Origin of the sequence: Streptococcus mitis (assembly GCF_965111735.1) — a bacterium.
Classification (GTDB): Bacteria; Bacillota; Bacilli; order Lactobacillales; family Streptococcaceae; genus Streptococcus; species Streptococcus mitis_DR.
The window spans coordinates 497,560-510,558 of sequence record NZ_OZ217346.1; the positions used below are offsets into that span (position 1 = coordinate 497,560).

The window sequence follows — 12,999 nt, forward strand, 5'->3', positions numbered from 1 at the left end:
ATTTGTAGTCAAAAATACAATGTTGCTATTCCTTACCATAGGGAGAAATTTATGGCAATGATAGAAGTGGAACATCTTCAGAAAAATTTTGTGAAGACTGTCAAGGAACCAGGTTTGAAGGGGGCATTGCGCTCCTTTATTCGTCCTGAAAAGCAGACCTTTGAAGCGGTCAAGGATTTGACCTTTGAGGTACCAAAGGGACAGATTCTAGGCTTTATTGGGGCAAATGGTGCTGGAAAATCGACAACCATTAAAATGCTGACAGGGATTTTGAAACCGACATCTGGTTTTTGTCGGATTAACGGCAAAATTCCGCAGGACAATCGTCAAGATTATGTCAAGGATATTGGGGTTGTTTTTGGACAACGCACCCAGCTATGGTGGGATTTGGCCCTGCAAGAGACCTACACGGTTTTAAAAGAGATTTATGATGTGCCAGACTCGCTCTTTCATAAGCGCATGGACTTTTTGAATGAAGTCTTGGATTTGAAGGACTTTATCAAGGATCCTGTGAGAACTCTTTCGCTGGGACAACGGATGCGGGCGGATATTGCAGCTTCCTTGCTTCACAATCCTAAAGTTCTCTTTTTAGATGAACCGACCATTGGTTTGGACGTTTCGGTCAAGGACAATATTCGTCGAGCTATCACCCAAATCAATCAAGAGGAAGAAACAACCATTCTCTTGACAACTCATGACCTGAGCGATATTGAGCAACTCTGTGATCGGATCTTTATGATTGATAAGGGGCAGGAGATTTTTGATGGAACGGTGAGCCAACTCAAGGAGACCTTTGGCAAGATGAAGACTCTCTCCTTTGAACTGCTACCAGGTCAAAGTCATCTCGCTTCTCACTATGAAGGCCTGCCTGATATGGCCATTGATAGACAGGGGAATATCCTCAACATTGAATTTGATAGTTCCCGCTACCAGTCAGCTGACATTATCAAGCAAACCCTGTCTGATTTTGAAATCCGCGACTTGAAGATGATGGATACGGATATCGAGGACATTATACGTCGCTTCTACCGAAAGGAGCTCTAAGATGGCCAAATTGTGGAGACGTTATAAACCCTTTATAAATGCAGGTGTTCAGGAATTGATTACCTATCGAGTCAACTTTATTCTCTATCGGATCGGCGATGTCATGGGTGCTTTTGTGGCTTTTTATCTCTGGAAGGCTGTATTTGATTCTTCGCAAGAGTCCTTGATTCAGGGCTTCAGTATGGCAGATATTACTCTCTATATCATCATGAGTTTTGTGACAAATCTTCTGACTAGGTCTGATAGCTCCTTTATGATTGGGGAAGAGGTCAAGGATGGCTCCATTATCATGCGCTTGTTGAGACCAGTTCATTTTGCGGCTTCTTACCTCTTTACGGAACTCGGATCCAAGTGGTTGATTTTTATCTCTGTTGGCCTTCCATTTTTAAGTGTCATTGTTTTGATGAAAATCTTATCTGGGAAAGGGGGTATAGAAGTACTGGGATTAACTGTCCTTTATCTTTTTAGCTTAACGCTGGCCTATCTGATTAATTTTTTCTTTAATATCTGCTTTGGTTTTTCAGCCTTTGTCTTTAAAAATCTATGGGGTTCTAATCTACTCAAGACTTCCATAGTGGCTTTTATGTCTGGAAGTTTGATTCCCTTGGCTTTCTTTCCCAAGGTTGTTTCAGATATTCTGTCCTTCTTGCCTTTTTCATCCTTGATTTACACTCCGGTCATGATTATCGTTGGGAAATACGATGCCAATCAGATTCTTCAGGCGCTCGCTTTGCAGTTTTTCTGGCTCTTAGTGATGGTGGGCTTGTCTCAGTTGATTTGGAAACGAGTCCAGTCCTTTATTACCATTCAAGGAGGTTAGTATGAAAAAATATCAGCGTATGCATCTGATTTTTATCAGACAATATATCAAACAAATCATGGAATACAAGGTTGATTTTGTGGTTGGTGTCCTGGGAGTTTTTCTAACTCAAGGCTTGAACCTCTTATTTCTCAATGTCATTTTTCAACACATTCCATCACTAGAAGGTTGGACTTTTCAAGAGATTGCCTTTATCTATGGATTTTCTTTGATTCCCAAGGGATTGGATCATCTCTTTTTTGACAATCTCTGGGCGCTAGGGCAACGCTTAGTGAGAAAAGGCGAGTTTGACAAGTATCTGACTCGTCCTATCAATCCTCTCTTTCACATCCTAGTTGAGACCTTTCAGATTGATGCCTTGGGTGAACTTTTGGTTGGTGGAATTTTACTGGGAACAACAGTGACCAGCATTGCTTGGACGCTTCCAAAATTCCTGCTTTTCCTAGTTTGTATTCCTTTTGCGACCTTGATTTATACTTCCTTGAAAATCGCGACAGCTAGTATCGCTTTTTGGACCAAGCAGTCAGGTGCCATGATTTACATTTTCTATATGTTTAATGATTTTGCCAAGTATCCCATTTCAATTTATAATTCAGCTCTTCGTTGGTTGATTAGCTTTATAGTGCCTTTTGCCTTTACGGCCTACTATCCTGCTAGTTATTTCTTGCAGGACAAGGATGTCTTCTTTAACATCGGAGGTTTGATTTTGATTTCCCTAGTCTTCTTAGGTATTTCCTTGAAACTCTGGGACAAGGGCTTGGATTCCTACGAAAGTGCAGGTTCGTAAGAGGTAAAGTAGGACTAAAATCAAGAAAGGAACTTATGATGTTTGTAATTAAAGAAGTCAAGTATGAAGATCAAAAAATGGCAGTTGTCGCTAAGATTTTAAAGGATTTGCCAGAATGGTTTGGAATACCAGAAAGCACGCAAGCTTACATCGAAGGAGCCAAGGACTTGCAAGTGTGGACCGCCTTTCAGGAGAGTAATTTACTTGGCTTTGTGAGCTTGTCCTATTCCAGTAAAGATTGTGCAGAGATTGATTGTCTCGGTGTAAAAAAGCTCATCAAGGTAGAGGGATTGGGAGTCAATTGCTTGCTGCTTTAGAAAGTGAAGCACGCAAAAACGTTGATTATTTACAAGTGAAAACAGTAGCAGAAGGCTCTAATAAAGATTATGATCGAACAAATGTCTTTTATCGCAGTCTTGGCTTTAAAAAATTAGAGATTTTTCCACAACTTTGGGGGCCTCAAAATCCTTGTCAGATTTTGATTAAAAAGATAGATTAAGAATCCCTTGATATCCTTTCTTATAGTGCTATACTGTAAGTGTAATCGCCGATTTAGCTCAGTTGGTAGAGCAAGGCACTCGTAAAGCCTAGGTCACAGGTTCAATCCCTGCAATCGGCAAAGTGAAGGAACTCATTCTAATGGGTTTCTTTTTTATAAATATATATAATCTATTTTAATTAAGTTCAAAAAAGAGTTTGATAGCAGTCTTTAATTATGATAACTTTTTATATTATTTTTTGAACTTGAAACCATTCACTTATGCTAGAAAAAACTCTTAAATTTATCTAAGATAAATGAAAAATAGGAGCAATAACATGAATAAGAAATACTTTGAAGAGAAAAATGGTCCTAAAACAACTGTTTCAAATGTAGCGAAGGGATTCTCTCCAACTACAATTGTTGGGAAGGCTCTCAAGATAAAAGTCTATATTGGTATTTCTCTTAGTCTTTTGGTTGTTGCAATCCTAGCAAGTATCTTCTTATTCTCATCTAATAAGGCAAATAAAGAGTCAAGTCCAGCATCGTCTGTAACTTCAACTAAATAGTCAACAAGTCAAACATCTACAAGCCAAGGAAAAACAGATGAGATTGATAAAGATAAGCAAGAGAAAATCCAGAAACTCAAGGATCAACTGACTGATTTAGACACCAAGATTACTGAAGCAGAAGCACTTGTTAGCAAGCTAAAAGAAGAAACTGCAGTTCCGAAACTGGATATTGAAGCATTAAGAAATAATGATTTATCAAGTTTGAAAGGTACATGGCGTACACCGTCGGGCAATGAATATGTCATTAATGAGTCTGGTGAAATGTATGCAACTAGTTATAGAGATGGTCAAAAATTTGAATATATTATAGAACTAAAAGGGTCAAAAGATCAAGAACGTCGTAACACTGATACAACCTACCTCAGTGCATGGGTAAAAGATTCTGTCGCTGGAGGATTTGTGGTAGTTGCTGTACCAAGTGGAGTTGTCATGAAACCTGGTGATGATGGAAAACTGACAGATAAAAGCAATCATGACGAGGAGAGACTGTTTGCAGGACAGCAGTATGAAGCGATGTTGTCGAGACCAGAAGATGTTTATTATCGTGTAAAACCAGATACTAGTAAACTTGAGGAAGAGGAGAAGCATTTAGCTCAACTACAGGCTGAACGCGAAGCAATCAAAACTTCTCTAGAATCTAAGGAAAAGAAAAATACGAACTAGAAAAAACTAGTTTAGAATCTAACTTTCGATTGTTTTAGTTCAGAAATACTGTTACAATCGCTAGAATGAAGAAGCTCATTAGGGCTTCTTTTCTTTTATCTTAACACTTCAACCACTTAGACTGATATAGAGACCAGATAGGCAAAAGAACTTGTTCTTGAAACTGACCTCTGCTATAATGATTTTTGTAAGGGACGTGAAGGGTCGATATCAGATAACTCAAGTTCCTAAAAAAGAAATTGGAGATAAAAATGAAAAAATTATTAGGTATTGGATTCTTGCTAGTTTCAGCTTTGGTTTTGTATTTTGGTTCTGTTGGATGGTCAAGTTTGGATGTCAACCTCTGGTCACTCATTCCGATAGGCTTGTTCCTCTTTTTCACTCTAGAGAATTTTTTAAAAAAAGATTACAAGGCTAGTCTGATGTGTTTGATTATTGCCTTTATCATCGCAAATGCAATTTTGAACCTTTTGCCAATTTCAAGTGGTTTGGTAATTGGAGCAGGTGTTCTAGCTTGCATTGGTATTGGATTTATCTTTCCTGATAAAGATAAAAAACTCCAAGCAGGCAGATTCTGCTAACTCATGACAGAAAAAGAAGTTTAGCCTATACTGAAGGCGAACAATACCAAACCGTGGTGTTTAATAGGGCTTTTCCTAGCCTGTATAAAAAACTGGATGAACAAGAGTCGTGAGCTAATTCGAATATGCCTTGAGCATGAAAATATCTTACTAGTAGCCTCTTGTTCTATTGTTCAAATAGTTAACAGGAGGTTTTTATAATGGAAGTCATGATTGAAACGTGTTGTGGTATTGATGTCCACCAAAAATCCATTGTTTGTTGTATTCTAGACTGTCCACTAGATACCAATAAACCAAAGAAAATTCAGAAGAAATTTGGGACAACTACAGTAGCTCTTCGCAATGCCTTAGATTGGGTGGTGAAAAACCATATCACACATGTCTTTTTTGAAAGTACTGGGCAATATTGGCTCCCTCTCTTTACTATCTTTTCAGATTCTGATTTCGTCTTAGTACTTGCCAATCCTCAACATATCAAGAATGTGCCTGGTCGAAAAACAGACATGAAGGACGCTGAATGGATTGCTCAACTCGGCCGTTGCGGACTGATTGAACCTTCCTATATTCCAGCACCTGAAGTGGTACAGCTTCGTTTACTGACACGTCGCATGCGTTCTTACAAGCAGCGTCAAACTCAAGTCAAAAATGAAATTCACAATCTCTTACAACGGGGCCAATATCAAGCTAAGCAGTTATCTTTCTGATATTTTTTCTAAGACGGGGCAAGCACTTTTAAAATTATTCATTAACGGAGAAGCAATTAATGTAGAATCTGTTATCTCTTGTATCCAGAAGCGAGTGAAAGCAAGTCCAGAAGAACTCGTGGAAGCGATGGAAGGAAAGTTGTCACTAGAAGACCGCTTCCTCTTAGGCCAGAGCTTAGAGGAGTGTCAGATGTATCAGGAACTCATTGAAAAATTGACCGATGAGATTCAACACTACATCGAAAAGGAGTTTCCCTGAGGAAAATAGGATACTTCAAACCATTCCAGGTGTGAATGAAAACTGTGCTGCCACTATTCTAGCTGAGATTGGGCCAACTGTTACGACCTTTCCATCCAATGCACACTTAGCATCATGGGCTGGGCTCTGTCCAGGGTCTTATGAAAGTGCTGGCATTAAAAAATCCTCACACATCACGCAAGGAAATCGCTATATCAAACAGGCTTTGACCCTGTCGGGATTAATTGCAGCACATTCTATCTAAGGATCCAGCTTTTTCTTCTTTTTACAATCGAATTTCCCAAAGAGGAAGCAAGAGGAAGGCGATTATTGCTTGTGCTCATAAGATTCTCAGAATCATTTACAAACTTGTACTGCCCCCAAAAAGTTAGACAATTAATTTATCCGAAGGATTTAGTTCTGTATTGTACAGGGCTAAGTCCTTTTAGTTTTACCTTAATTCGTTTATTGTTGTAGTAATCAATATAGTCTACAATGGCTTGTTCCAATTGCTTAAGCGACTGAAACGACTTCTCATAACCGTAAAACATTTCCGATTTCAGAATCCCAAAGAAGGACTCCATCATACCATTGTCTGGGCTGTTACCTTTACGTGACATGGATGCTTGAATTCCCTTATCCTCTAGAAACTGATGATAAGAATCGTGTTGATATTGCCAGCCTTGGTCACTATGGAGAATCGTATTCTCGTAGTGCTTCTCTGTGAATGCCTGTTCCAACATTGTTTTTACTTGTTCTAAGTTGGGTGAAGTTGAAAGATTATAGGCGATAATTTCGCTATTAAAGCCATCTAAAACTGGTGATAAGTAAAGCTTTTGAGTACTTGCTGGAATGGCAAATTCTGTCACATCTGTGTAGCACTTTTCCATTGTTTTAGAGCCTTCAAATTGACGTTGAATGAGATTCTCTGCCTTCTTACCAACGTCTCCTTTATGAGAAGAATATTTTCGTTTCTGTCGCATTTTAGCTTGTAAATTGAGTACTTTCATCAAGCGTTGAACTCTTTTATGATTTACCAGATAACCACGATTTCTTAGTTCTAAATGAATCCGACGATAACCATAATTTCCCTTGTGTTCGATAAAAATGGATTGAATTTCAGCTTTAAGCTCTTGGTCCTTATCTGGTTTCTCTAGCTGTTTCAAGTGATAGTAGTAGGTCGAACGAGCTAGTTTAATGGCTTTTAGAAGAATATCTAACGAAAACTCAGTCATTAATTCTTGAACAATTTCTGTCTTTCTTCTTTCTCTTTTTCCTCCTTCAATCGGAGTTCTCTCAACTTTTTTAGGATTGCATTCTCCGCTCTCTCAGGTACTCATTTTCTGCTTGAAGACGTTCTAATTCTGTCCTCTCTTCAGGTCTCTTTTTTGGCTTACGTCCCATTTTAGGTACTCTCCCTCTTGTTTTCTCAACAATAGTATACCCGTTTTTCTTGTATTGTGCTAGCCAATTAAGAAGTATCGTACGACTTGGGAGGCCATATTCAAGAGAAACTCTATCTTTAGTCCAGCCTTCATGTAAGACTTTATGAATCATTTCTTGTTTTAAATCAGGAGAATAGTAACGATTTTTTCCTTTTTTGACGAATTCTATTCCGTAACGATCAATCAATTTAATCATATACCTAATATTAGAATTGTTTATCCCAAATTTATTTGAAAGCTTCTCTAAGCTATATCCTTGTTTTCTAAGTTCATAGATCTGAACTTTATCATCATAAGTTAATTTCATAATAAAAACACCCCAAAAGTTAGATTTTTTCTGTCTAACTTTTGGGGGGCAGTTCAACTACTCTCCACCAAGCAGACTTATCAAAAAGAAAAGGCGCTAGGACTGAGGAAACAGTTCTAACGCCAAAACTAAAAAAATTTCAATTACAGTATAGCACAGGAAATGATTTTTTGAGCTTTTTACTGTCTTTTTTCAAATAAAGGAGGTTGGGACAATAGTCCCTTATCTCCAAAAAAAGAGGCTGGGACAAAAAGATTTTGATTTTCGGAATTCTTTATTATAAATTTTAAAATCGATTGATTCGACAAAAAAGCGAACAAGACAGAATTCTGAGTGTCAGATAACTCGTTTTGTTCGCTTTTTATATCTAAGGTTAGACTTTTGTCCCAGACTCTTTTTTGGAGACAAAGTCCTTAGACTACAAGTTTCTAAGGGCTTTTCTTTGTGTAAAGTCGTATAATAGATGTAAGAAAAGTTGTGAGGTATTCCCTATGTTTCACAAAGAAAATCTAGACTACAACCACAATCAAGTTGGTTTTTACACGCTAGACGAACTCGTTCCGCAAGACCATTTTCTTCGTCAAGTTGAGCAAGTTATCGATTTTTCCTTCATCTATGACTTGGTCGCAGATACTTATTCTGAGGATAAAGGGCGTCCTAGTTTAGACCCTGTTATGCTGGTTAAAATCCCTCTCATCCAATGTTTCTACGGTATCCGTTCCATGCGCCAAACTATCAAGGACATTGAGGTCAATACCGCCTATCGCTGGTTTCTGGGTTTGAGCTTAAACGATAAGGTTCCTCATTTTACCACTTATGGCAAAAATTACAATCGTCGTTTTCAAGATAAGGAAGTAATAGAGGAAATTTTTCATTATGTTCTATCCATTGTATGGGGACAAGGTTTGATTGACCCGACTGAGGTTTTTATTGATGGGACTCATATCAAGGCCGCAGCTAATAACCACAAATATACTCATCAAGTTCTAGACAAGCAAGCTAAGTTTATGAGTAAGCAACTGGAAGTTGAGATTGACTTAGATCGGAAAAAGCACGGAAAAAAGTCGTTCGAGCCTGCAAAAGAAAGCGAGGCTGAGCCGAAGAAGACTTCTACTACAGACCCTGAAAGTGGTTGGTTTCACAAGGGAGAGAATAAGGAAGTGTTCGCCTACAATGCCCAAGTAGGGTGCGATAAGCATGGATGGGCACTAGCTTATAGTATCGATGCTGGCAATGTGCATGACAGTCAGGCTTTTCTTGCACTTTTTGAACAGTTGAAGAGATTTCAATCTGACTACCTTATTGCCGATGCTGGCTATAAGACTCCAAGTATTGCAAAATTCCTCCTTGACCAAAATATTACACTTGTATTCCCTTATACTCGCCCTCGTGGAAAGTAAGGAAAACTTAGCCCTAAGGACTTTATCTATGATGAACACTATGACTGTTACCTTTGCCCTGAAAATCACGTGTTAGCTTACTCTACAACAAAGCGCGATGGCTATCGTAAATATAAAAGAGATCCTAAGATTTGCGCAAATTGTCCTCTGTTATCCAGTTGCACAGAAAGTAAAAAGAAACAGAGAATCCTTACTCGCCATATTTGGAGGGATTATTTAGAAATTTGTGAGGAGATTCGGCATCAAAAGGGAAGTAAGGAACTTTACCAGAAACGTAAAGAATCGGTGGAGCGGCTTTTTGGCACAGCCAAAGAATACCACAATCTACGTTATACAAGAGAAGTGGGTAAGTCCAAAATGAAGGCAAAAGTTGGACTTACTTTGGCGTGCCTGAATATCAAAAAATTGGTAAAAGTGATGGCGGGGAAGCCTTTTTATTTTTCTCTGAAAACTATTTTGATAAAGATTTTAGCCTATTTTGAGAATAGTAACGCTGAAGATATAAAAAAGACAAACATTAAAACGATGTTTGTCTTCAATCTGAAACAACGGATTTGCCGTTGCTTTTTTGCATGGTTACGATAGTCTTGGTAAAATAGAATTGCTTAATAAACCATTTAGAAAGGCCATCCCATGCATATTCACTATAACAAAAATCAAACAACTTTACCACTAGAAATCAGTTCTTTCTTACCACAAGACCATCTCGTCTTTACTATTGAAAAAGTGGTGAATACCTTGGAGGATTGTCACTTCCATGCCTTCTATCATGCCTTTGGTCGCCTGTCTTATCACCCTAAAATGCTTATAGCTACTCTTCTATTTGCCTATTCACAAGGGATTTTCTCTGGACGAAAAATCGAAAAAATGATGATTGAAAACCTCGCTATGCAGTACCTAACAGGACCGTTGGTTGTCAGCTACCGCACCATCAATCGTTTTCGAGTCGCTGAAGGGATGGAAGAACTCATACGTAATCTTTTCATGGACCTCAATCTTCGTTTAAAAATGGAAGAGTTAGTGACCTTAGATTGTCTGTTTATTGACGGGACTAAGATTGAAGCCAATGCCAACAAGTATAGTTTTGTGTGGAAGAAAGCGACAGAGAAATTCTCCGCCAAACTGCAAGAACAGATACAGAACTATTTTCAAGAAGAAATCACTCCCCTTATCTATCAAGCTATCGAACTGGATACACAAGAGCCTACCTCCTCAGAGCAGTTGCTTGCATTCGCTCAAGTCCTTGAAGAAGAATTGAAAAAATTGAACCAGGACATTGAGGAGACACCCGTTAAAGGGAAGGATGAACGTAAAACCCCGCGTCGTAAACTCAAGGAAGTCTTGCGTAAAGTCAAGGAGGATTTTTCAGTACGTGCTGAAAAGTATAAGAAGTATCAAGAGACATTTGAAGGGCGCAACAGCTTTTCCAAAACCGATCCAGATGACACTTTTATGCGAATGAAAGAAGATTATATGAAAAATGGCCAACTCAAGGCTGCTTATAATCTTCAAATCGCTACTGAAAACCAATTTGTTCTTCACTATGATGTCTTCTCAAATCCGACAGACACCAAGACTCTTCTGCCATTCCTTGAAACCTATCCGCATGACTTGAAGACAGTTGTTGCAGATGCTGGATATGGAAGTGAAGAGAACCTCCTTCGTTTAGATGAAAAGGGGGTGAACCATCTGATTAAATATGCCATGTTTGACAAGGAACAGAAGAGAGGGTATAAACAGTCAGCTAGAAACTTAGCGAATTGGCACTATGATGACAAGGAGGATAGCTACACACATCCTGATAGCTGGTATTATCGTTTTCACCATATCAAACATCAGAAAACACAGACGGACTTTCAACAGGAAATCAAGGTTTACTACGCTGATGAACCTGAATCAGCCCCTCAAAAGGGACTGTATATGAACGAACGCTATCAAAACTTGAAAGCTAAAGAATGTCAGGCGCTTTTATCTCCCGAAGGTAGACAGATTTTCGCTCAACGCAAGATTGATGTGGAACCTGTCTTTGGGTAGATCAAGGCTTGTTTGGGTTACAAGAGATGTAATCTGAGAGGGAAGCGTCAAGTGAGAATTGACATGGGATTGGTACTTATGGCCAATAACCTCCTCAAATACAATAAGAGAACGACTCAAAATTAAAAAGCTAGAGTTCCGCAATTGGAAATATCTAGCTTTTTTGTGGCTGAGAACTATTTTGTCTCAGGCCCTTTTTTACTTACCAGCGTAATATTTTTGAATTCCTTTCACGATACCTGCTACAAGCTTATCTTGATAGTGGCTATCTCGAATCTGTTGATTCTCAGCGAAATTATCCATATAACCTAGCTCTAGGAGGACGGCTGGTTTAGCAGTTTCTCGAAGAACTGCAAAGCTACTTTCCAATAAGCCAGCATCTTTAGCACCAGTTTCAGCTAACAATGAAGAGTGGATAGTGGCTGCAAGACGCTTGCTCTCACTCATACGGTCAGGATGGTTATGCCAGTATGGGTTGATTTTACTTGGATAATCAGGTTCATCGCTGTAGGAATAGGTTTGAATTCCACTAGATTTTGAGTATGCACTACCAGTCGCATTGAAGTGAATACTAATAAAGATGTCAGAGTTAGTCTTGTTAACCATACGAGAACGTTCTGTAATAAAATCTACGTCAATATCACTATCACGTGAAGTAAGAACTTTGTAACCAAGTTCTTCTAACTTTTTGCGTAATTTACGATATACCTGCATGTTGAGGTCTTTTTCAGCGACATTGTAATAGTATGCACCTGAGTCTCTTCCCCCATGTCCGGGGTCTAAAAAGATGGTTTTACTGTATTGGCCTTTTACAAACCCCTCAGGAACTTCACTAACCCATCTACCATCATTTTTAAAGATATGATCTTTTCCGGATATTTTATAAATATTAGTGACATATTGTCCGTCTTCTTTTAGATAATACCAAGAATTATAGTACTTATCAAATATCCACTCATTCTTAGCCATATAACCACCAGATTTGAGATAGTAAGCTCCAATCCATTCTTTTGATGCATACATTCCACCACGCTTCAAAAAGAACCAGCTATTATAATTTTTGTCAAATATCCATTCATTATCAGCCATGGCTCCACTTGATTTTAAATAATAATTACCTTGCCATTGGTTACTAGACATAATACCGGTTTTGTCAAAATAGTACCAAATATCATTAATTTTTTCCCATTTATTCTGAGAAATTTTTCCAGAAGAATTAGCGAAGTACCAATGCTTATCAATGAGAACCCATTTGTTTTCGGCCATTGCTCCACTATTTGTAAGCAAGTAGCTGTTAATGGTTGTATTACTAAGCATGATTCCATCTTTGTCGAAGTAATACCAAGAACCATTAATTTTTTCCCATTTATTCTGAGAAATTTTTCCAGAAGAATTAGCGAAGTACCATTTTCCATTGATAAAGTTCCAACCGTTTTCAGCCATCACTCCATCTTTATTGAAAACATACCCATCAAAGGTTGTATTGCTTAGTCGATGTCCATCTTTGTTGAAGTAGTACCACTTTCCTTGGATTTTTTTCCAGTTGATAACAGGTTTATTATGTTCATAAAATCGCCAGTTATTATTTTCTTCCTGCCAACCTTCTTTGACTTTTTCAACTTTTTTTTCTTCTTTTTTTACTTCCGCTTTTTTCTCTTCTGCGGCGGGAGTTTTGTCCTCTGTTTTTTCTTCTTTATTATCAATTTTAGAAGAATTGTCTGTTTTTTCAACCTTCTCTTTCGATTTTTCTTGGTTTTCGATTTTTGAAGTACTTGAGTGAGGAATTATTACATTTTCTCGTACTCCCTCTGCTTTATTTTCTTGAGCCTGGACCGTTACTTGAGAGTACCCTAAAATAGATAGGGCAACAACACTAGCAAGTATAACTTTTTTCATATTTATCTCCTTTTGTTTTTTTGCTTATTA

General features: G+C 38.2%; 10 protein-coding genes, 1 tRNA gene and 4 pseudogenes. 13 read left to right on the forward strand and 2 right to left on the reverse strand.

The features are described 5' to 3' along the window. Positions 1–51: 51 nt before the first annotated feature. The 11 genes and pseudogenes from ACLV7W_RS02465 to ACLV7W_RS02515 all read left to right on the forward strand — a co-directional run bounded on the left by ACLV7W_RS02465 (position 52) and on the right by ACLV7W_RS02515 (position 6,152). The gene (locus ACLV7W_RS02465; RefSeq protein WP_411865381.1) at positions 52–1,044 is read left to right on the forward strand and encodes an ABC transporter ATP-binding protein; all 993 of its coding nucleotides are present in this window, start codon (positions 52–54) and stop codon (positions 1,042–1,044) included. A gap of 1 nt (position 1,045) precedes the next feature. After that, entirely contained in the window at positions 1,046–1,864 is an 819-nt protein-coding gene (locus ACLV7W_RS02470; protein ID WP_411865382.1) for an ABC transporter permease, read from the forward strand. A gap of 1 nt (position 1,865) precedes the next feature. Continuing rightward, entirely contained in the window at positions 1,866–2,651 is a 786-nt protein-coding gene (locus ACLV7W_RS02475; protein WP_265481946.1) for an ABC transporter permease, read from the forward strand. Between the two features lie 38 nt (positions 2,652–2,689). Then, positions 2,690–2,968 (forward strand): GNAT family acetyltransferase, encoded by a 279-nt coding sequence (locus ACLV7W_RS02480; RefSeq protein ID WP_411865930.1) that lies wholly within the window; start codon positions 2,690–2,692, stop codon positions 2,966–2,968. Continuing rightward, positions 2,953–3,150 carry a GNAT family N-acetyltransferase gene (locus tag ACLV7W_RS02485; RefSeq protein WP_411865383.1) on the forward strand — a complete coding sequence of 66 codons (198 nt, stop codon included), beginning with the start codon at positions 2,953–2,955 and terminating at the stop codon, positions 3,148–3,150. Before ACLV7W_RS02480 ends, ACLV7W_RS02485 begins: the two co-directional genes overlap by 16 nt. A gap of 47 nt (positions 3,151–3,197) precedes the next feature. Next, positions 3,198–3,270 (forward strand) — tRNA-Thr (locus ACLV7W_RS02490). A 197-nt stretch (positions 3,271–3,467) separates the two neighbouring features. Then, positions 3,468–4,364: pseudogene (locus ACLV7W_RS02495) on the forward strand (DUF6287 domain-containing protein). Positions 4,365–4,615: 251 nt separating this feature from the next. Further along, positions 4,616–4,945, forward strand: a complete 330-nt coding sequence (locus tag ACLV7W_RS02500) for a hypothetical protein (RefSeq protein ID WP_153210153.1) — start codon at positions 4,616–4,618, stop codon at positions 4,943–4,945. Positions 4,946–5,145: 200 nt separating this feature from the next. Next, positions 5,146–5,649 carry an IS110 family transposase gene (locus ACLV7W_RS02505; RefSeq protein WP_228112225.1) on the forward strand — a complete coding sequence of 168 codons (504 nt, stop codon included), beginning with the start codon at positions 5,146–5,148 and terminating at the stop codon, positions 5,647–5,649. Beyond that, complete coding sequence (locus tag ACLV7W_RS02510) at positions 5,591–5,908, forward strand: hypothetical protein (protein ID WP_228112226.1); 318 nt, start codon at positions 5,591–5,593, stop codon at positions 5,906–5,908. Before ACLV7W_RS02505 ends, ACLV7W_RS02510 begins: the two co-directional genes overlap by 59 nt. After that, positions 5,871–6,152 carry a transposase gene (locus ACLV7W_RS02515; RefSeq protein ID WP_411865384.1) on the forward strand — a complete coding sequence of 94 codons (282 nt, stop codon included), beginning with the start codon at positions 5,871–5,873 and terminating at the stop codon, positions 6,150–6,152. The genes ACLV7W_RS02510 and ACLV7W_RS02515 overlap by 38 nt, the downstream gene beginning before the upstream one ends. Positions 6,153–6,288: 136 nt before the next feature. Here the strand turns inward: ACLV7W_RS02515 and ACLV7W_RS02520 are convergent. Continuing rightward, a pseudogene (locus ACLV7W_RS02520) lies at positions 6,289–7,639 on the reverse strand (IS3 family transposase). A 491-nt stretch (positions 7,640–8,130) separates the two neighbouring features. On the opposite strand from ACLV7W_RS02520, the pseudogene ACLV7W_RS02525 reads away from it, so the two are divergent. Together ACLV7W_RS02525 and ACLV7W_RS02530 are read left to right on the forward strand one after the other, a co-directional pair. Then, a pseudogene (locus tag ACLV7W_RS02525) lies at positions 8,131–9,638 on the forward strand (IS1182 family transposase). A 34-nt stretch (positions 9,639–9,672) separates the two neighbouring features. Continuing rightward, positions 9,673–11,199 (forward strand): annotated as a pseudogene (locus ACLV7W_RS02530) (IS1182 family transposase). A gap of 72 nt (positions 11,200–11,271) precedes the next feature. Here ACLV7W_RS02530 and ACLV7W_RS02535 read toward each other — a convergent pair. After that, entirely contained in the window at positions 11,272–12,969 is a 1,698-nt protein-coding gene (locus tag ACLV7W_RS02535; protein WP_411865385.1) for an N-acetylmuramoyl-L-alanine amidase, read from the reverse strand. Positions 12,970–12,999: the final 30 nt, after the last annotated feature.